Origin of the sequence: Paenibacillus rhizovicinus, from assembly GCF_010365285.1 — a bacterium.
GTDB lineage: Bacteria > Bacillota > Bacilli > Paenibacillales > Paenibacillaceae > Paenibacillus_Z > Paenibacillus_Z rhizovicinus.
This window is the reverse complement of sequence record NZ_CP048286.1, coordinates 2,651,527-2,672,461: the sequence shown is the minus strand read 5'-3', so window position 1 is coordinate 2,672,461 and position 20,935 is coordinate 2,651,527. Positions and strand designations below refer to the sequence as shown.

At 59.3% G+C, this 20,935-nt stretch carries 17 protein-coding genes and 1 pseudogene; all 18 read left to right on the top strand.

The genetic code is table 11. The features are described from left to right. Position 1: 1 nt before the first annotated feature. Positions 2-697 (top strand): phosphoribosylformylglycinamidine synthase subunit PurQ, encoded by a 696-nt coding sequence (gene purQ, locus GZH47_RS11980; protein ID WP_162640295.1) that lies wholly within the window; start codon positions 2-4, stop codon positions 695-697. Next, positions 675-2,918 (top strand): phosphoribosylformylglycinamidine synthase subunit PurL, encoded by a 2,244-nt coding sequence (gene purL, locus GZH47_RS11975; protein WP_162640294.1) that lies wholly within the window; start codon positions 675-677, stop codon positions 2,916-2,918. The genes purQ and purL overlap by 23 nt, the downstream gene beginning before the upstream one ends. Further along, the gene (purF, locus tag GZH47_RS11970; RefSeq protein ID WP_162640293.1) at positions 2,903-4,381 is read left to right on the top strand and encodes an amidophosphoribosyltransferase; all 1,479 of its coding nucleotides are present in this window, start codon (positions 2,903-2,905) and stop codon (positions 4,379-4,381) included. The genes purL and purF overlap by 16 nt, the downstream gene beginning before the upstream one ends. A 274-nt stretch (positions 4,382-4,655) precedes the next feature. After that, the gene (gene purM / locus GZH47_RS11965) at positions 4,656-5,699 is read left to right on the top strand and encodes a phosphoribosylformylglycinamidine cyclo-ligase (RefSeq protein ID WP_162640292.1); all 1,044 of its coding nucleotides are present in this window, start codon (positions 4,656-4,658) and stop codon (positions 5,697-5,699) included. Next, complete coding sequence (gene purN / locus GZH47_RS11960; protein WP_162640291.1) at positions 5,699-6,325, top strand: phosphoribosylglycinamide formyltransferase; 627 nt, start codon at positions 5,699-5,701, stop codon at positions 6,323-6,325. Before purM ends, purN begins: the two co-directional genes overlap by 1 nt. A 46-nt stretch (positions 6,326-6,371) precedes the next feature. Further along, a complete protein-coding gene (locus tag GZH47_RS11955; protein WP_162640290.1) occupies positions 6,372-7,553 on the top strand; it encodes a phosphoribosylaminoimidazolecarboxamide formyltransferase in 1,182 nt (393 codons plus the stop codon). A 26-nt stretch (positions 7,554-7,579) separates the two neighbouring features. After that, on the top strand, positions 7,580-8,338 hold the full coding sequence (locus tag GZH47_RS11950; RefSeq protein WP_162640289.1) for an IMP cyclohydrolase: 759 nt from the start codon (positions 7,580-7,582) through the stop codon (positions 8,336-8,338). Between the two features lie 3 nt (positions 8,339-8,341). Continuing rightward, positions 8,342-9,607, top strand: a complete 1,266-nt coding sequence (purD, locus tag GZH47_RS11945) for a phosphoribosylamine--glycine ligase (protein WP_162640288.1) — start codon at positions 8,342-8,344, stop codon at positions 9,605-9,607. Positions 9,608-9,849: 242 nt separating this feature from the next. Then, positions 9,850-11,343 (top strand): polysaccharide deacetylase family protein, encoded by a 1,494-nt coding sequence (locus GZH47_RS11940; RefSeq protein WP_162640287.1) that lies wholly within the window; start codon positions 9,850-9,852, stop codon positions 11,341-11,343. 21 nt (positions 11,344-11,364) lie between these two features. Further along, complete coding sequence (locus GZH47_RS11935; protein WP_162640286.1) at positions 11,365-12,753, top strand: FG-GAP repeat domain-containing protein; 1,389 nt, start codon at positions 11,365-11,367, stop codon at positions 12,751-12,753. A 62-nt stretch (positions 12,754-12,815) separates the two neighbouring features. Then, positions 12,816-13,199: pseudogene (locus tag GZH47_RS11930) on the top strand (response regulator transcription factor); the annotation flags it as partial. Beyond that, positions 13,176-14,132: a winged helix-turn-helix domain-containing protein gene (locus tag GZH47_RS34620; protein WP_404823805.1), complete on the top strand. Its 957-nt coding sequence runs from the start codon at positions 13,176-13,178 to the stop codon at positions 14,130-14,132. The pseudogene GZH47_RS11930 and the gene GZH47_RS34620, both read left to right, overlap by 24 nt. Next, entirely contained in the window at positions 14,129-15,550 is a 1,422-nt protein-coding gene (locus tag GZH47_RS11920) for a sensor histidine kinase (RefSeq protein ID WP_162640285.1), read from the top strand. The genes GZH47_RS34620 and GZH47_RS11920 overlap by 4 nt, the downstream gene beginning before the upstream one ends. Positions 15,551-15,814: 264 nt before the next feature. Further along, on the top strand, positions 15,815-16,426 hold the full coding sequence (locus GZH47_RS11915; RefSeq protein WP_162640284.1) for a sigma-70 family RNA polymerase sigma factor: 612 nt from the start codon (positions 15,815-15,817) through the stop codon (positions 16,424-16,426). Next, the gene (locus GZH47_RS11910; RefSeq protein ID WP_162640283.1) at positions 16,407-17,759 is read left to right on the top strand and encodes a DUF4179 domain-containing protein; all 1,353 of its coding nucleotides are present in this window, start codon (positions 16,407-16,409) and stop codon (positions 17,757-17,759) included. Before GZH47_RS11915 ends, GZH47_RS11910 begins: the two co-directional genes overlap by 20 nt. A 94-nt stretch (positions 17,760-17,853) precedes the next feature. After that, positions 17,854-18,972, top strand: a complete 1,119-nt coding sequence (locus tag GZH47_RS11905; protein WP_225446457.1) for a DUF3048 domain-containing protein — start codon at positions 17,854-17,856, stop codon at positions 18,970-18,972. Between the two features lie 285 nt (positions 18,973-19,257). Continuing rightward, the gene (locus tag GZH47_RS11900) at positions 19,258-19,872 is read left to right on the top strand and encodes a DUF47 domain-containing protein (RefSeq protein WP_162640282.1); all 615 of its coding nucleotides are present in this window, start codon (positions 19,258-19,260) and stop codon (positions 19,870-19,872) included. 26 nt (positions 19,873-19,898) lie between these two features. Beyond that, positions 19,899-20,897 carry an inorganic phosphate transporter gene (locus tag GZH47_RS11895; protein ID WP_162645203.1) on the top strand — a complete coding sequence of 333 codons (999 nt, stop codon included), beginning with the start codon at positions 19,899-19,901 and terminating at the stop codon, positions 20,895-20,897. Positions 20,898-20,935 lie beyond the last annotated feature (38 nt).

Genomic DNA, 20,935 nt, shown 5'->3' with positions numbered 1-20,935 from the left:
GATGAAGTTCGCAGTAATCGTATTTCCAGGCTCCAACTGTGATATCGACTGCTACAAAGCCGTCGAAGACACGATCGGCCAAGAGGTTGACTACGTTTGGCACACGGCGACGGATCTTTCCGCGTATGACGCGATTCTCGTGCCGGGCGGATTCTCGTACGGCGACTACCTGCGCTGCGGCGCCATCGCCCGTTTTGCTCCGGTCATGAACGAAGTGGTGAAAGCGGCGGAAGCCGGCAAGTTCGTCCTCGGAATCTGCAACGGGTTCCAAATCCTGACGGAAGCAGGCTTGCTGCCGGGCGCGCTTCGCCGCAACAGCGGCATGAAGTTCATTTGCCAGCAGACGCTGCTTGAAGTGGCGAACAACAACACGGCATTCACGAGCCAATACAGCGCAGGCGAGATCATCGACATTCCGATCGCGCACGGCGAGGGCAACTACTACTGCGACGACGAGACGCTCGCGCAGCTCAAAGCAAACAATCAAATCGTATTCCGTTACGCGGGCGACACGAACCCGAACGGATCGGTTGAAAATATCGCCGGTATCAGCAATGTACGCGGCAACGTAGTCGGCATGATGCCGCATCCGGAGCGCGCAGTGGATCAGCTGCTCGGCTCGGAAGACGGCAAACGGATGTTTACATCGATTTTGAACGCATGGAGGGAACAGCATGGCGCAGCAGTTAACGGCTAAGGAGCCAACGGCGGAACAAATCGCGGAACAGCGCATTTACACGCAGTTTGGCGTAACGGATCATGAATATGAGCTCATTTGCGGATTCCTCGGCCGTAAGCCGAATTATACCGAGATCGGCGTATTCAGCGTAATGTGGTCGGAGCACTGCTCCTACAAGAATTCCAAGAAAATCCTGAAGAAGTTCCCGATCACCGGCCCGAAAGTTCTTATGGGACCAGGCGAAGGCGCGGGTATCGTGGATATCGGGGACAACCAAGCGGTCGTATTCAAGATCGAATCGCATAACCATCCATCCGCGGTCGAGCCGTACCAAGGCGCGGCAACGGGCGTCGGCGGCATTATCCGTGATATCTTCTCCATGGGCGCGCGTCCGGTCGCATTGCTGAACAGCTTGCGTTTCGGCAACCTGGAAAATGCGCGCGTGAAATACTTGTTCGAGCACGTCGTCGGCGGTATCGCTGGTTATGGTAACTGCATCGGCATCCCGACAGTAGCGGGCGAAGTCATGTTCGACGAGAGCTACGAAGGCAATCCGCTCGTCAACGCCATGTGCGTCGGTCTCATCGACCACGATAAAATCCAGCGCGGCGTCGCTAAAGGCGTAGGCAATCCCGTATTCTACGTCGGTCCTGCAACGGGCCGCGACGGCATCCACGGCGCAACGTTCGCATCCGTCGAGCTCTCCGAAGAGTCCGAAGAGAAGCGTACGGCGGTCCAAGTCGGCGATCCGTTCATGGAGAAGCTGGTTATGGAAGCTACATTGGAATTGATCGATTCCGGCATCGTAGTCGGGATTCAAGATATGGGCGCGGCGGGTCTGACTTGCTCCAGCGCGGAAATGGCATCCAAAGCCGGCAACGGCCTGGAGCTTTACCTCGACGAGGTGCCGCAGCGCGAAGAAGGCATGACGCCTTACGAAATGATGCTGTCGGAGTCGCAAGAGCGCATGCTCTTCGTCGTTGAACCGCAGCATGAAGCGCAAGCGCAAGAGATTTTCGACCGTTGGGGCATCATCTGCGTGAAGGTCGGCAAAGTAACGGACGACGGCCGTCTCCGCTTGTTCCACCAAGGCGAAGAAGTGGCGAACATGCCGGTAACGGCGCTCGTCGACGAGTGCCCGATGTACGACAAACCGTCGAAGGAGCCTGCTTACTACGCGGCGAACGCGGCTATCGATACAGCGGCTTATCCGGAAGTAACGGACCTGACGGACGCGCTCCAGAAAGTGCTGGCATCGCCGACCGTGGCGAGCAAAGAGTGGGTCTACAACCAATACGATTACATGGTTCGTACGAGCACGGCCGTGCAACCGGGTTCCGATGCGGCAGTCGTAACGATTCGCGGCACGCGCAAAGCGCTTGCCATGACGACGGACTGCAACGGGCGTTACGTTTACCTCGATCCTGAAGTCGGCGGTCAAATCGCGGTAGCGGAAGCGGCGCGCAACATCGTCTGCTCCGGCGCCGAGCCGCTGGCAATCACGGACAACCTGAACTTCGGCAGTCCGGAGAAGCCGGAAGTGTTCTGGCAAATCGAGAAAGCCGCGGACGGCATCTCGGAAGCTTGCCGCGTGCTCGATACGCCGGTTATCGGCGGCAACGTCAGCTTGTACAACGAGAATGCCAAAGGCGCGATCTACCCGACGCCGGTTATCGGCATGGTCGGTCTCGTGCAAGACGTCGACCATATTACGACGCAAGGCTTCAAAGCCGAAGGCGACGTCATCATCCTTGCCGGCGAAACGAAGCATGAGCTGGGCGGCAGCGAATTGCAGTACGTCCTTCACGGCAAGAGCGAAGGACGTCCGCCGCAAATCGACCTCGCGGTCGAGAAAAAATTGCAGCAAGGCGTGCTGGGCGCGATCAAGCAAGGTCTCGTCGCATCGGCGCATGACCTTTCCGAAGGCGGCCTGGCCGTGGCGGTCGCGGAATCCGCGATCAGCGGCAAGCTCGGCGCGGAAGTGAACGTTGTCACTGACCTGCGCGCGGATGCTGCGCTGTTCAGCGAATCCCAATCCCGTATCCTGCTTTCGGCGAAAGCGGACCAAGCAGCGAAACTGACGCAATACCTGACGGAACAAGGCGTGCCGAATGCAACGATCGGCGTCGTACGCAGCAACGGACTGACGATTAACATCAATGGCAAACCGGGCGTTAACGCAACGGTTGAACAACTGGAGAAGGTCTGGAAGGATGCGATTCCATGTCTGATGAAATAAAACAGCTGCCAAAGCTGTGGACTGGCGATCATTATAACGAAGGCATCGGCCGTGACGATATATTCGATAAATTGCGTGAGGAGTGCGGGGTGTTCGGCGCGTTTAACGTGCCGAACGCTTGCTCGCTCGGCTACTACGGCCTTCATGCGCTGCAGCACCGGGGCGAAGAGAGCGCCGGAATGGCGACGGTGGAGTCCACTACGGGCAAGTTCTCGTATCATCGCAACATGGGGCTTGTCAAAGAGGTATTCGACGAAGCTGCGCTCGAAGGCTTGCCCGGCGACCGCGTCATCGGGCATGTCCGGTATTCGACGGCAGGCGAGAGCAAGCTGGCGAACGCCCAGCCGCTCATCTTCAAATACCGCGACGGCGACCTCGGCGTAGCGACGAACGGCAACATCGTGAATGCGCCGTCCATCCGCAAGGAACTGGAACACCAAGGCTCCATCTTCCAGACATCGAGCGACACGGAAGTTATCGCGCATCTCATTGCGCGTTCCAGCAAGGACTTTGTCAGCGCGGCGAAAGACGCGCTGCAGCGCATTATCGGCGGTTTCGCCTTCCTCATCATGACGAACGACAAGATGCTGGTCGCTTCCGATCCGCATGGCCTGCGTCCGCTCGTTATGGGCCGCATGGGCGACGGTTATGTGTTTGCATCGGAGACCTGCGCGCTGGAAACCGTCGGAGCTGTCTATGAGCGCGACGTTCAACCGGGCGAGCTGCTCATTCTCGACAAGGACGGAATGCGCGTCGACCGCTTCGAGCGTCTGGAACGCCGCGCGACCTGCGCGATGGAATACATCTATTTTGCCCGTCCCGACAGCGACATCAACGGCATCAACCTGCACTCCGCGCGTAAACGGATGGGGCAGAAGCTGGCGCTGGAAGCTTTCATCGATGCGGATATCGTAACCGGCGTGCCGGATTCCAGCATTTCCGCGGCGATCGGTTATGCCGAGCAGACCGGCATTCCGTACGAGCTCGGGCTGATCAAGAACAAATATACGGGCCGGACGTTCATCCAGCCATCCCAGGAACTGCGCGAGAAGGGCGTCAAGATGAAGCTCTCCGCCGTTCGCAAAGTGGTTGAAGGCAAGCGCGTCGTCATGATCGACGATTCCATCGTCCGCGGCACGACGTCCCTGCGCATCGTTAACCTGCTTCGCGAGGCGGGCGCGACGGAAGTGCATGTGTGCATCACGTCTCCGCCGTTCAAGAATCCTTGCTACTACGGCATCGATACGCCGGACCGCAAGGAACTGATCGCGTCGCAGAAGAGCGTGGAAGAAATCCGCCAGGCGATCAACGCGGATTCGTTGTACTTCCTGAGCCATGACGGGTTTATCGAAGCGGTTGGGGGTAACGATGGCGAGTTCAACCGGGGCATGTGTCTCGCTTGCTTCGATAACGATTATCCTACACCGGTGGACCCGACTTCGGAGAAGAGCTGCAGCTGCTAGCTAGCGCTTAATTTGGCGCAATAAGCGGCCTCCGGCCGATGTGGTCTCCGATCGCTGTTGTAGATGGGATTCTTGAATTTCAACCTGTTAGGTTGAATTCCATCTACAAAGGCGACCACTTCGTTTCTCCGACTCACATCGGCCTCCGGCCTCGGCGCGCTCGACCATTTTTTAGAGCAACGTAGCTTTCGCGTTTTAACAACGCGCTTTCGCATAATAGGTTAACGAGACGGGATTGCGTCCCGCAGAAAAAGATTAAAGGAGCTGACCAGGAGTGGCAGAAGCGTATAAACAAGCCGGCGTCGACATCGCGGCGGGCAACGAAGCGGTCGAACGGATGAAGAAGCACGTGAAGAAAACGTTCCGTCCTGAAGTGTTGACGGACCTCGGCGGTTTCGGCGGCTTGTTCGGATTGAACAAGGATAAGTACGAGGAGCCTGTGCTTGTTTCGGGTACGGACGGCGTAGGCACGAAACTGAAGGTTGCTTTTGCGATGGACAAGCATGATACGATCGGCATCGACGCGGTCGCTATGTGCGTGAACGATATCATCGTGCAAGGCGCTGAGCCATTGTTCTTCCTGGACTACCTGGCTTGCGGCAAAGTCGAGCCCGCGAAGATCGAAGCGATCGTGAAAGGCATCGCCGAAGGCTGCGTGCAGTCCGGCTGCGCCCTGATCGGCGGCGAAACGGCCGAAATGCCCGGCATGTACCAAGGCGACGAATACGATATCGCAGGCTTCACGGTCGGCATCGTGGATAAGAAGAAAATCATCGACGGCAAGACGATCCAGCCGGGCGACGTTGTTCTCGGTCTCGCATCGAGCGGCATCCACAGCAACGGCTATTCCCTCGTGCGTCGTCTCCTCGTGGACAACTCCGGCTACAAGCTGGACGACAAGCTGCCTGAACTCGAAGGCAAGACGCTTGGCGAAGTCATTATCGAACCGACCCGCATCTACGTGAAATCCGTGCTGGAACTGATCAACCGCGTGACGGTCAAAGGCATGGCGCATATCACGGGCGGCGGTTTTATCGAAAATATCCCGCGGGTGCTTCCTGAAGGCGTAAACGTGGAAATCGCATACGGTTCTTGGCCGATCCAGCCTGTATTCAAGCTGATGCAGGACAAAGGTCAAATCACGAACCGCGACATGTTCACGACGTTCAACATGGGCGTAGGCATGGTCGTCGTCGTTGGCGCGGACCAAGCGGAAGAAGCGCTTCGCGCGGCGAAAGAGCTTGGCGAAGATGCATACATCATCGGCAAAGTGACGGAAGGCAGCCGCATCGTTACCTTTACGGGAGCGGACGTGTAATGAAAGCCGGGAACCCGCTGCGCATCGCCGTATTCGCCTCCGGCAGCGGGAGCAATTTTCAGGCGCTTGCCGAAGCGGTCCAAGGCGGGGCGTTCCCCGCGGAGATCGCGCTGCTTGTCTGCGACAAGCCGGCGGCGAAAGTCGTGCAGCGCGCCGAGAAGCTGCGCGTGCCCGCATTTCTTTTCGATCCGAAGTCGTATGCTTCACGCGAAGCTTGCGAAGAAGAGATTGTCAGCCTTCTGGAACGGGAAGGCATCGACCTGATCGTGCTTGCCGGGTACATGCGGCTCATTACCGACGTGCTTGTGAAGCCTTATTACGGGCGCATCATCAACGTGCATCCGGCGCTGCTGCCTGCTTTTCCAGGGGTGCGGGGCATCCGTCAGGCGCTGGAATACGGCGTGAAGCTGACGGGGGTGACGGTCCACTTCGTGGACGGCGGCATGGACACGGGACCTATTATCATGCAGCGGTCGCTCGAGATCTTGGACGATGATACGGAGGATACACTAGGCGAGCGGATTCATGCGCTGGAGCATGAACTGCTTCCGCTGGCGGTCCGCCGCATTGCCGAAGGACATGTGACGCTGGACGGACGCAAAGTAACGGTACGAAGCGGCGAATAAGCAGCCGTGCGAAGACGGGATACGAGAAAGGACGAAGAACGAAACTATGAGCGATATCAAAGAGATTGCCTTGAGATACGGTATGAACCCTCATCAGAACGATGCTAAGATCTACTCCGCGGACGGCCAGGCGCTGCCGCTGACCGTCGTGAACGGAGATCCCGGCTTCATTAATCTGCTCGACGCCTTGAATGCTTACCAGCTTGTACGCGAGCTGCGCCAAGCGACCGGCCTGCCGGCCGCGGCTTCGTTCAAACACGTAAGTCCGGCCGGAGTGGCCGTGTACGCGCCGCTTTCGGAAGAACTGGCGAAGGCTTACTTCGTTGACGGCATGGAATTGTCGGAGCTAGCGACTGCTTACGCGCGCGCTCGCGGCGCAGACCGCATGTCTTCGTTCGGCGACGCTGCCGCGCTCAGCGACATTGTCGACGCCTCGACGGCGCAGCTGCTGAAGCGCGAAGTGTCCGACCTTGTCGTAGCGCCGGGCTATACGCCGGAAGCGCTCGACATCCTCAAGCAGAAGAAGGGCGGCAAGTACCTGATCCTGCAAATCGATCCGAACTACGTGCCTGAGCCGGTCGAGACGCGCACGCTGTTCGGCATGAAGCTGCAGCAAGAGCGCAACAACGCCGTGCCTGACGCTTCGGTATTCGACAAGGTCGTAACGGCTAACAAAGAGCTGCCGGCCAACGCGAAACGCGACATGCTCGTAGCGCTCGTTACGCTGAAATATACGCAATCGAACTCGATCTGCTACACGCTTGACGGCCAGACGATCGGTATTGGCGCAGGTCAACAATCGCGCATTCATTGCACGCGCCTTGCCGGCGACAAAGCAGACCGCTGGTATCTCCGTCAGCACCCGGCCGCGTTGAACATGAAGTTCCGCGAAGGCACGTCGCGCGCGGAGCAGAACAACGCGATCGACCTGTGGCTGGAAGACGAAGTGACGCCGTTCGAGCAAGCGGCATGGGAGCTCTGCTTCGATGAAGTTCCCGCTCGCTTGACGCGCGAACAGAAGCGCGAATGGCTGAACGGTCTGAAGGGCGTTTCTTACGGCTCCGACGCGTTCCTGCCGTTCCGCGACAATCTTGACCGCGCCAGCCGCAGCGGCGTGAAATACGTCATCCAGGCGGGCAGCTCGATGCGCGACGAAGAAGTCGTGCAAGCGGCGAACGATTACGGCATGGCCATGGTATACTCGGGCGTACGCCTGTTCCATCACTGATAATGGTTTCGAAGGAGGCGACGAGGATGTCCACGAATACAACGACGAAATGGCAAGCGCTGGCGGATGCGACCGTGCAGCGTTTGCAAGAGAACAGCTATCCGGGGCGCGGTATCGTAATCGGCTTGACGCCGGATGCGACGCGCTACGTGCAAGTGTACTGGATCATGGGACGGAGCGAGAACAGCCGCAACCGCGTGTTCATTCCGGAGGCGAACGGCTTCCTGCGCACGGAAGCGCGCGATCCTGCGAAGCTGACCGATCCATCGCTCATCATTTATTATCCGCTTCGCCATGAGGGCGGCGCGCATATCGTGACGAACGGCGATCAGACCGATACGATCTGGGATTCGATCAAATCCGGCGGTTCGTTCGAGCAGGCGCTCGGAACGCGCACGTACGAGCCGGATCCGCCGAACTTCACGCCGCGCATCTCGGGTATCGTTGATTTGAACGATGCGCAGAACGCGTACAAGCTGTCGATTCTGAAGTCGAACGAGAACGACGAGTCGCAGACGAAACGCCAATACTTCCATTACGAGCAGGCGATTGCGGGCTTCGGCCACTTCATCTCCACGTACGTGGGCGACGGCAATCCGCTTCCTTCGTTCGCCGGCGAGCCGCAAGTGGCGCCGCTGTTCGACGATGCGCAGGCAACGGCAGACTTCTATTGGAACCTGCTCGACGCGGACAACAAAATCTCCTTGCTCGTCAAGACGATCCGCATCAGCGACGGCGAGACGACGCTGACGGTCGTGAACCGTCCTGCCGAAGGAGGCGCATAAGTGATGCGTATTCTTGTTATCGGCGGCGGCGGGCGCGAGCACGCTATCGTCTGGGCGCTCGACAAGAGCGAGAAGGTTAGCAAAATCTTCTGCGCGCCGGGCAACGCAGGCATCGCCGAACTGGCGGAATGCGTGCCGATTCCGGTTAACCGGTTCAGCGATCTGATTCAGTTCGCGTGCGACAATGAAGTGGATCTCGTCGTGGTCGGTCCCGACGATCCGCTTGCGGACGGCATCGTGGATGCGTTCGAAGAGCGCAACATCCCGGTTTACGGCCCGCGCAAGAACGCAGCCGAGATCGAAGGCAGCAAGATCTTCATGAAGAACCTGCTGAAGAAGTACAACATTCCGACGGCGAAATACGAAACCTTCACCGACTATGAATCCGCGCTCGCGTATCTGCAGCAGCAGCAGGCCCCGATCGTCGTGAAGGCGGACGGACTGGCTGCGGGCAAAGGCGTGACGGTCGCTTATTCCATTCAAGAAGCGGAAGAAGCGCTGCACGGCATGATGGTCGGCAAAGTGTTCGGCGAATCCGGCGGAAGCGTCGTCATCGAAGAATTCCTGGAAGGCCAAGAGATGTCCATTCTTGCCTTCGTCGACGGGGCAACCGTTCGCGCGATGGTGCCTGCACAGGATCATAAGCCGGTGTACGACAACGATAAAGGCCCGAACACGGGCGGCATGGGCACGTATTCCCCGTTGCCGCATATCGATCCTGCGCTCGTCGAGGACGCAATCGAGAACATCATCAAACCGACAGCCAAGGCCATGGTCAGCGAAGGCCGTCCATTCCGCGGCGTGTTGTTCGCAGGGCTGATGATGACGAAGAACGGCGTCAAGACGATCGAGTTCAACGCGCGCATGGGCGACCCGGAAACGCAGGTCGTGCTGCCGCGTCTGAAGACCGACCTGCTCGACATCATCCTCGCTTCGATGAACGGCCGCCTGGAGCAGCTCGACATCGAATGGAGCGACGAGGCTGCGGTTTGCGTGATCGCCGCATCGGAAGGTTATCCGGCACCGTATCCGAAAGGACTGCCGATTACGGGACTTGAAGCCGCCAAAGCGCAAGGCGCGCTGATCTTCCACGCCGGCACGTCGATGAAAGACGGCGCCGTCGTAACGAACGGCGGACGCGTGCTCGGCATCGTCGGCCGCGGCCGCGATATCGCGGAAGCGCGCGCGCGCGCGTACGAAGCCGTATCGGTCATTCACTTCGACGGCATGCACAACCGTACGGATATTGCCGCTAAGGCGCTGAAATAGCATAGGCGAATGCTGCATTTTCCGACTTCCGACGGTAAACGCGATCCATTGTCCTGATCAACTTCATGAGCTGTCCCGAACGTCATTCGATGACGAAGGGACGGCTTTTTTTGCGTGAAAATTAGCGAATGGAAACGGATTCCGGACGGATGTTACTTCTTTGTAACGACTCTATCGGTCGAATCTATTACGATTGGGGTATAGTTACTAGAGAGAAGAGTAAGAGTTCGGAGGACAACTTCATGCGGTTCAAGGGGAAATGGGGATTTATCGGGCGTTTAGCCTGTTCGATATTGGCAACGATGATGATAGGAAGCCTCTTGCTCGCAGCCGGCTGCGGGGTGAAGGCGGATCGCGGGTTCGGCAGCACGGTCAATACGTCGCCTAGCTCGAGCGGGACGGTACCCGCCGGCGAGGACGGTGCAGGAAGCAAGTCGGATACGGGAAGCAAAACGGACGACGGGCATTTGGGCGAATCCGGTTCGGGAAGCTCGGGGACAAGCGGGGCCGCCGAAGGCGGCGATGCCGGCGAGGCTCGTACCGGCGGCGGTTCTGCGGGCAGCAAGACTGGGCCGAACAGCGCCGCAGGAACAGCGGGCAGCAAGGCTGATGCCGCAGGAGCGGCGAACGGCGAGTCTGACGCCGATGCGAACGGCGCAAGCGGCGGGGCTGGTCAAACGCCCGGCGGCGGCCAAACTTCGGCAGCCGGGGCGACCAAATCCGGCGCAGCTTCAGGCTCGCCGGCGCAAGGAAGCAGTTCCGCCGGTACCGATACCAATCCTGCAGGTCAACAGAACGCGGGAGGCAAGGGCAGTACGGCGGCGGGCCAAACGCCAAGTTCGACAGGCAAGCCATCGCAGCAGCCGACAGACAAGTCCGCGGACAATGCAGCGGCCAAGAAGCCGGACACAACGACCGATAAGCCGGCGCAGTCCAAGCCGGCTTCGTCGTCGGCCTCTTCGGCCAAGCCTGGCTCGTCCTCATCCACGACGTCCAAGCCAGATGCGGCCGCGTCGACTCCGTCCAAGCCGAACACGCCACCGGCGCAGACCAAGCCGGCTGCGCCGCCGGTCAAGCTGGACAAGCCGACCGAGCCCGCGATGCCCTATCAAGGAAAGAGCGGCGCCAAGCTCGTCGCGCTGACGTTCGACGATGGACCGGATAACCGGTACACGCCGGAGATTTTGGATATTTTGAAAGCGCAGCATCTCCACGCCACCTTCTTCACGGTCGGGATTCAGGTGAAACGCTATGGCCCCGTCGTGCAGCGAATCGTGAAGGAAGGCCACGAAATCGGCAATCATACCTATTCGCATTCGAATTTGTCGAAGCTTGACAGCACTGCTATTTTGAATCAAATTAAATGGACGGATACCTTAATTCAGCGGCAGGTCGGCTTCGTGCCAAAGCTGGTGCGCGCGCCGTTCGGAGCCTCTTCCCCGCTGTTGAAGCAGATCGTGGCGGATAACGGGCGTTCGCTCGTTTTCTGGACGGTGGATACGCGAGATTGGGAAGGCAGCACGGTTTCGGCCATGAGGGCGAACGTGAACAAGAACACGCATCCCGGCGGCATTATTCTGATGCATTCCTTCGGAAGCAAGCATATCGGCAACACCGTCAAGGTGCTGCCGCTCGTCATTAAAGATTTGCAGGCCAAAGGCTACACCTTCGTCACGGTCAGCGAGCTGCTGGATGCCAAGGCGCGTAACAAGCAGGCTGCCGCGAAGAAGAAGTAATTCGGGAAGGAGCAACTAAGATTGCGATTACGACGAGCATACATACGGGCTGCGCTCCTTCTCGCAGGATTGCTCGGTCTGCTGGCGACCGCCGGCTGCCGATACACGACGACGCCGGCCGATTTGCTGATGACGCCCAAGTCCACGCCGGGCAATGCCGCGTTGGCTGCGGCGCTTGACAGCATTCTGCCCGTCAGGGCGAAGCTGTCGGTCGTCACGCACGAGAGCTCCAACTCGTCGATTCTGCAAATGGACGGCGACGGCGACGGGAAGCCGGAGGCCTATGTCGTCTTTGCCGACGAGAACGGCACGCAGCACGTGATGGTTCTCGAACAGGCGGGAGCGGGCTGGCAGCAGCGGTTTACGTTCGCGGAGTCGTCCGCTTACGGGGTTGACGTGCTTCGCGTGGCGGATCTCGATCGCGACGGTACGCCGGAGCTCCTGATCGGCTGGAACCAATTCGGCGAACCGCAGCATATTTTGACCCTGTACCATCTGTTTACGGGTACGAAGCATACGACGATTCCGAAGCCGATCGCGGAGCTGCCCTACGACATCATGGGGATCGGCGACGGCAACGGCGACGGCAGTCCCGAAATCGGCTTAATCCTGCTGCAGCGGATCAAGATGGCCGCCTCCATCGGCATGTACCAGTTCCACGGGGACGGCGTAAGCAAGGTGGCTTCCGCTCTGCTGGACGGTTCGGTCAATGCGTATATCCAAGCGAAGCTGGGCAGAATCGCGCCGGGTAAATTCGGGGTCGTGACGGACGCCACGATCGGCGCCAACTCCTCGACTTCGACGATGATGGCCTGGGAAGGCGGCAAGCTCATTCAGATCTATCCGCCGCAGTCGAGCGACGACAACGTGCAGACGAACGCGAATGCGGTGCTGAGCGGAGATACCAACGGCGACGGCATACTTGAAGTGCATGTCCTTCGCGAAGCGCCGGGTCAATCGGAAGGCGTTCCGTACAGCGATTTGCTGTGGATCGAAGAGTACCGGCAGTGGAACGGCGTGGACCGATTCGCCGTAGTGGGCAGCCGCTATGCCGACTATGACGGCGACTATGCGATCCAAATTCCGGTAACGTGGAGCGGTTATACCTTCAGACGTCCGAGCGACGGCGGAAGAGGCGATATCGCGTTGGATGCCTACGACGGGGCGACGGGCGTGCAGAAGGAAATATTAACCGTACGGACCGTGCCGATTGCCGATTGGGGCGGCCGGGAAGGGAAGCTGCGGGATGCGGACAGCCGTTATCTGGAGCTTGGCCGGGGAGACGGGCTTGTCTATTACGCCGTATGGCACGACAAGCTGTCGGAGGACGTGGACGCACAGACCTCGGTGCAAGGGATTTTCCCGCCGGACGAAGATGCAATGAAGCATTTGTTTAAACTGCTGCCATAGATAGAGTCAGAGACAGAGCGAGAGAGCCAGGACGACAAAGGTTCGAAAGGGGGGACAGCCGCATGCGGGTATTATTTTTGGAGGACGAAGAGGCAATTCGCGGTTTTGTCCGCATTAATTTAAAACGCAACGGCATGGAGGTTACGGAGGCCGAGGATGGGGAGACTGCGCTAGAGCTGGCGAAATCGGCAGTTCCTCCTTTCGATATCGCCTTGCTCGACGTGATGCTGCCCACGATCAGCGGCTTTGAGGTATGCGAGCAGCTGCGCCAATTGTTCCCGCGCATGGGCATTATCATGCTGACGGCCAAGTCCCAAGAAGAGGACAAAATCCGGGGGCTGGAGCTAGGGGCCGACGATTATGTGCAAAAGCCGTTCAGCCCGGGCGAGCTGATCGCGCGGTTGAACGCGCTGAAGCGGCGCATGATGCCGTACGGCGAGGAGCAAGCAGGCGTTGACGGATCGGCGAGCGCGGGCGAAGCCGGTCTGAACGCGCCGGGTGCCGCTGCCGCGGTTGATGCTCAAGCGGCAGCAGGCCCCGGTGCCGAGACTGTTACTCCCGAACGGACCGGACTATCACCGCATGCTTCAGAGGGGGCGGCCGGATGGCAAGCAGGTCATGCTGGTAATTCCGTCGAAGCAGCGGGACAGGCGGCGCCGAATGCGGCTAGCGCCGACGTGGGCACCGGCGCTGGCGTTGGAGCTTACGCGGCGGAGCGCGCCGGGAACGGCGGCGCGCCGGCGAACACCGGCCGCGATGCCGGCGGTTCGCATGGACTGCAGCCTGACAGGCCTGACGGCGTGCCATCCGGCGCAGCCGCTAACGCCGCGGGACTCGACACGGCCGCGAACGCCGGCCAAGGCGCCGGTTCGTCGGGATTGCCCGGCAGCGCCGCGGCCGCCGGCCGGCACGACGGCAATCCCGGACAACCGGACGCCGGCGCATCCTGCACGTCCGATACGCTGGCCGTGCCTCAGATCGGCGGCGCAGCCAGCCCGGACGCCGGCGGCGCGCAGCCTTCGTTCGACCGCGCCGTTGCCCGTCCCTACCATCGCCCGGCACGGGCCGGCGATATCGACTCGGGCCCCTTCCTCTTGTCCGCGGCGGAGCGGCGTCTGTGGAAGGACGGCGTCGAGATCGTGCTGACCCCGACGGAGTGGACGCTCATGAAGCTGCTGATGGAGCGGGAGGGAGAAGGACTGAGCCGGGACGATATTTTGAATGCGGTCTGGGGCCGCCATTATGTGGGGGACTTGAAAATCGTCGACGTGAATATTCGGCGCATTCGGCAGAAGATCGAGATTAAACCGTCCGATCCGAAGCATATCGAGACGCTCTGGGGCTACGGTTACCGCTGGAACCGCAGCGGGGGCTTATGAGCCTCCGCACCCGGATCGTCTGGAGCTACGGGGTGCTGATCGTGCTCGTCGTCGTCATGCTCGGCTCCCTCTTCGGCACGCTCGTCTGGAACTATTACTACTCCAGCGCGGTCAGCTCCGTGCTGCAGCGCGCGCAGACGGAAGCCGTGCTGCACGACCGGATGATCGCGGACGAGCCGATGAAGGAGAAGGCGCGCTACATGATGCAAAATATGGCCGACGGCACGGCGCATCTGCAGCTGCTCACCGGCTCCGGCGAGCTCGTTGTCGACAGCGAAGGCTTCGGGGGCGAAGGCGTCGCGATCGATACGCCGGATGTCCGTACGGCCATGGCGCATGACCGGGGCATTTGGCGCGGCCGGGATCCGATCACGAACGAGCGGATTATCGCGGTTACGCTGCCCGTCAAGGTAGGCGACCGCGTGACGGCGATGTTCCGCTATACGGCGTCGCTCGTGACGCTGGACCGAATCATTCAAAATATTTTGTGGCTGACGCTGCTGGTCGGCTTGATCGTCGTCCTGCTGTTCTTCATGATGAGCGTGCTGATCGCGAACCGGATCGCGAGACCGATTCGCAATCTGACGAAGGTCGCGGAGAAGATGGCCGAAGGCGACTGGAGCCGCAGGGCCGCGCTGAACGACCGCGACGAGATCGGCCGGCTGGCGGATACGCTGAACACGATGGCATCGGAGCTGACGCGCAGGGAGAAGCTGAAGGAGGATTTCATCTCTTCCATCTCCCACGAGCTGCGAACGCCGCTGACGTCCATCAAGGGCTGGAGCGAAACGCTGGCTTCCGGCGACCCGTCGGACGTGGAGGAGCTGAATTTGGGCTTAGCGATCATCGACCGCGAGACGGAACGGCTGTCCGGACTTGTGGAGGATCTGCTCGATTTCTCCAAACTGTACGCCAAGAGCATCGTGCTCCATCCCGAAATGCTGGATATCCGCAAGACGCTGGGGGAGACGCTGCGTCAGTTCGAGGCGCGCGGGCAGCGGGAAAGCGTCGCTATCCAAGGCGAGATCAGCGATGCGCAGCTGCTGACGAAGGTCGATGCCGACCGGATGAAGCAGGTGTTCATCAACGTGCTCGACAACGCGCTTAAGTTTACGCCGAAAGGCGGGTCCATCCACGTGCATGCGGGGCGGGAAGACGGTCTGGCCCGCATGTCGATCCGGGATACGGGCTGCGGCATTCCTCCCGAGGACCTGCCGCACGTGACGGAGAAGTTCTATAAAGGCTCCAGCCAGCGCTCGGGCAGCGGGCTCGGGCTTGCCATCTGCAAGGAAATCGTGGAGCTGCACGGCGGCATATTCCGGCTCGACAGCGTCGTCGACGTGGGCACGACGGTCACCATCGAGCTGCCGTTGCTGACCGAGGCGCAACAGCAAGGCGAGCAGCACAATCAGGCTTAGGCAAATAAAAACCCGATCGGCGGACGCGCTTCAGACATGGCGCGCGGCGATCGGGTTTTACTGTTTTCGCCGGAGCGAACGGAGCTACTCTTTGTAGAATAACGTCTTGCGCTTGTTCGTGACGTACGCGACCGCGATCAAGGCCAGGCACGCGACGCTGACAGACAGCCAATGATCGCCGATCCAGTGGAGCAAGGCTTGCATAGAAGCGCCTCCCTCGGCAGGTTTTAGGAATAGTATGCCATGCGCGGGAATTCGTATACGATGCGAAAACCGTTTGGCCCCCTATGGCGTCTAATAGTCATTAAAGCAGGGCGGGAGGTACTGAATCTGGATACGACCAAGAAAACGGCGAACGCCGAGACCGGGAACGGCGATGCGTTCCTGCTGCTGATGGACGGCAGCAAGGAGCGGCTGTACCGGATCGCGCTGGCCTACCTTCATCGCGAGGCCGATGCGCTGGAGGCGCTGCAGGAGGCGACGTTTCGGGCTTACAAGAGCTTCCGGAAACTGAAGGAGCCGTCCTACTTCCATACCTGGATCGTACGGATTCTCTTGAACGTGTGCGCGGACGAGTTTCGCGGACGCAAGCGGAAGGGGAAGGATATCCGGTTCTCGACGGAGATAGAAGGGACTGCAGGAGCCTTCGCCGACGCTAGCGATACGCGGATAAGCCTGCGCGAGCTCGTGGACGGGCTGCCTCGGGAACAGAAGGAAATCATCATTCTGAAGTATTATCAGCAGCTGACGCTGACCGAAGTCTCGGCGATTCTGGAATGCCCGTTAGGCACGGTCAAGACGCGGCTGCACAAAGCGCTGGTCGCCCTGCGAGGGGAACTTGGAGAGGAGGGAAGCCATGATTTTGCCAGAGCATGAGCATGCGGTCGAAGCGGGGCTGGCGAGCGAGCAAGCGGCATGGGATGCGGCTCCGCTGCCGAACGGCGTGGACGAAGCGGTGCTGCGCGGCATGCTGCGGGCGAGACGGACTACGAGACGCCGCTCGAGACGAGCGATGATAGCGGCTTCCGCGGCAGTGATCATCGCGCTCTTACTCGGCATGGTCCGGGTCTCTCCGGCCTTCGCCTCGGCGGTAGCCGGACTGCCCGGCTTGTCGGGCATCGTTTCGCTCGTTGCGGGAGATCAAGGGCTCGAAGGCGCGGTGAGCAACGATTACGTGCAACCCGTGGATGCCGGCGACAGTCACGACGGCGTGACGTTCGCGGTCAAAGGGATCATCGCGGACGACACGCGGTTGAACGTGTTCTATACGGTGAAACTCCCTTCGGCGGCAAGCTATGTCCCGTACGAAGAACCTCGCATGTACGACGCGGATACGGGCGAGGCGCTGCCGGTCTCTATCAGTTTCGGAGCTGTGGATACGTCCGGTAAGCCGAAGAAGGCGTTTCAAGAGCGGATGGACGTCAGCATCTCGGCGGGGCATGCCATGCCCGAACGCGTGAGGATGAGCGTGAAGCTGATGGGATACCCGGAGGAGAAGACGTGGAACGTCGTCATTCCAATCGATAAAGCGCGGTTCGCGGACATGAAGGAAACGATTCCGCTCGCGCAGACCGTGACCGTCCAAGGGCAGCGGATGCGGTTCGCGCAAGCGGTCGTTCATCCCACCAGCATCACCGTCGACGTGGCCTTCGACGAGGCGAACAGCATGAAGCTGTTCTCGCTGAGCGACCTGCGAATCGTGACGGACACTGGCGAAGTGCTGCGCAGCTATGGTTCGACGCAGGTGTCGCCGGACAAGATGAAGCTCCAGTTCGAGAGTGCCTTCTTCGCGAAACCGAAGCATCTGACGCTGATCGGCAGCAAGATCATGGCGTTAGACAAGTCGAAGCTAGAGCTCGCGCTCGATCTCGGGCAGCAGCGGCTCGTGAAGTCGCCGGATGACCGGGTGAGGTTCATCGCCGCCGAGAAAACCGGCGCGGATGTCTACACGGTGAAGCTCGGCGTGAAGACGAATCGCGACCGCGACAACTTCAACTTCACGATCGTCGACGGGGCGTTCCATGACGCGGCGGGAACTGAATTTCAATTCGGCAGCCTGCGGACATCGACCGATAACGGCGCGGACGAGGACGAGGTCATCACGACTTTCGAAGCCAAGCTGGATAAGCCGTTCACGAACCCGCTGACGTTCCCGATCGTGAACTATCCCTCCTGGATCGAACAGCCGTTTGAAGTGAAGCTGAAATAGAACGGACGCGGATGGAAGACAATCCCTCGCTTGGTGTGGTTTAATGGATAGAGAGTATTTTCCTATCGAATTCGACAAAAGGTGGGTTGCTATCTTGCGCAAACGACGGACAAACAGGCTATTCGCGTTTCGTTTCGGCATCGTGCTGGCAGTGGCCGCCATGCTGCTGATCATGACAGGCTGCAACGACGACAAGAAGCTGGACACGGGCAACGCGGCGCCTCCGGCCGGGAATACGCCTGCGGCGCCGGTGGCGACGGAGCCGGAGCCAATCGATCCCCCGGCCGTCGACCCGCCTCAATTCATCGCGCCGCTGACGGGCTTGCCGCAGGATCATGAAGCCGCTCGCCGCCCCATCGCGGTCATGGTCAACAATTTCAGCGCGGCGCGTCCGCAATCGGGTCTGCCGAACGCCGACATGGTCTGGGAAGTGCTCGCGGAGGGCGGCATTACGCGGCTGGTCGCCGTATTCCAAAGCACGGAATCGACGTCTCCGATCGGTCCGATCCGCAGCAACCGGCCGTATTTGATCCGGATCGGCGAGGCGTACCACGCGGTGCTGGCGCATGCCGGAGCCAGCACGGACGCCTACGATCTGCTGCAGCATCACAACAAGGATTACCTCGACGAGATCTCGAATGCCGGCGCCTACTTCTACCGCGAATCGTTCCGCAAGCCGCCGCATAACCTGTATTCCAACTTGGAGAAGCTGCGCGCCGGAGCCGAGAAGAAGAAGTACGCCGAGACCGTCGATATTCCGACCTACCCCTGGTCCGAAGCCGGCGCAACGTCGGGCGGCAAGGACGCGACGCAGGTGGAGCTGCATTTTCTGCTGAAGGATTATGCCGTTTCGTATACCTACGATTCGGCCACGAAGCTGTACAACCGCTTCATCAACGGCAAGCCGCATACGGATCTCGAGTCCAAAGCGCAGCTGACCGCGACGAATCTCGTCGTGCTCGGCGCGAAGCATAAGACGTACGACGATTACGGCCGGCTCGAGGTCGATCTGGAATCCGGAGGTCCCGCCATCCTGATCGAACTCGGCAAAGCGGTCGACTGCGAATGGGTCAGAAGCTCCGACGGCGTCATCCGGTTGATGAAGGACGGGCAGGAGCTGCCGTTCGTGCCGGGCCGCACGTTCTACCACATCGTTCCGCTCTCGCAAACGTTCGAGAGTCATGTGAAGCTCGGAGCGCCGGCGCAGCAATAGACGTTACGGATCCGCCATTACGGCAAAGCCGGAAGCCAAGTGCTTCCGGCTTTTATTAATTTGCGCCGGGTCGGTTAAAATCCGCCATCGGGGAAAAGACTAGGAACGTCGACCGTTAGACGTCCGCAAATCGACATTTATGAAGAAATTTTTTTGAAAGTCATAAAACCTTTACAATCGCTTAACAATTGCCGTGTAAACTATGTTAAGATATTGTCGGTTAAATGTGCTTTTTGGCAAAAAATAACCGACAACCAACTGAGCAAGATGGCGAAGGGGATAGTTATGTTCAAGAAGAAAAACGATGTATTCTTCAACACGTTCGAAGCAATGGCGGACACGATTCTGGAAGGCGTGCTTTATTTTCAGCAAAACGTATCCAAAATCACGGATGCCACGAAATTTGCAAGAGATATGAAAGAATACGAAAGCAAATGCGATCGTCACGTACATACGATTTTGACGGAGCTCAATAAAACCTTCATCACGCCGATCGAACGCGACGACATCATGAGACTGACGGGCTCGCTCGACGATGTGCTGGACGGCATCGAGGCCTGCGCGTCGCGTTTCGAGATGTACAATATTACGGAACCGGACGAGTACATCACGTTGTTCGCGGAGAACATCCTTCGCTGCGCCCAACAGATCAAGAAAGCGATCTACCTGTTGTCGGAGAAGAAGCTGCTGGCGATGCGCGAGCCTTCCATCCAAATCAACGAGCTGGAGAATCAAGCCGACGATCTGCTGCGCGTCAGCGTGAAGAGCTTGTTCGCCAACGTGAAGGACCCGATCGAGCTGATCAAGCGCAAAGAAGTCTATGAGCGCCTGGAGCAAACGACCGACTATTGCGAAGACGTCGCCAACACACTCGAAACCATCATTATGCGTAACAGCTAAGGAGACGGGGACGAGCGGTTATGAGCATGGACACGTATATTTGGGTCGGCGTCGTTATCTTTCTTGCATTGGCTTTTGACTTTATTAACGGATTTCACGATACCGCAAACGCGATCGCGACGACGGTGTCCACGCGGGCCTTATCGCCGCGGATGGCCATTATCCTGGCTTCCATGATGAATTTCCTCGGCGCGGTCATGTTTACCGGGGTGGCGAAGACGATCGGGGGCAAAATCGCCGATCCGCGCATCCTCGAGCATGGGGTGCAGGTCATCGTGGCGACGCTCATCGGGGCTATCGCATGGAACCTCGTGACATGGTGGCTGGGCATTCCGTCGTCCTCCTCGCATGCCTTGATCGGTTCCATGACCGGCGCGGTCGTAAGCTCGGCCGGCTTCAAAGCCGTTAACGCCAGCGGCTTCACCGATATTATTAAAGGACTTATTTTCTCCCCGTTGATCGCGTTCGCCGGGGGATTCATCGTGATGTGGATCTTGAAGCAGATCTTCGCGAAATCAAGTCCCCATCATGTCAACAAAGTGTTCCGTTCCGGCCAGATTCTGACCGCTGCCTTCCAATCGTTCACGCACGGCACGAACGATGCGCAGAAAGCGATGGGGATCATCACCTTCGCGCTCGTTACGGCGAACGTGCAGGATTCGACGGATCACATCCCGCTGTGGGTCAAAGTCTCCGCGGCGACGGCGATGGCGCTCGGTACCTCCATCGGCGGCTGGAAAATCATCAAGACGATGGGGACGAAAATTTTCAAAATCGAGCCGATCAACGGCTTTGCGGCGGACATCACGTCCGCGTCGGTTATCTTCACCGCGACCTTGACGAAGCTGCCTGTCAGCACGACGCATGTCATCACCTCGGCGATTCTCGGCGTGGGCAGCGCGAAGCGCTTCTCGGCCGTCAAATGGGATCTCGCGGGACGGATCATCATCTCGTGGATCATCACGATTCCGATCACGATGATCTTGGCGGCATTGATTTATCAAGTGATTGCGTTGTTCCTGTAAGGAACGGCTGCTTGATAGCGGACGGTTCGGTTCGTCTG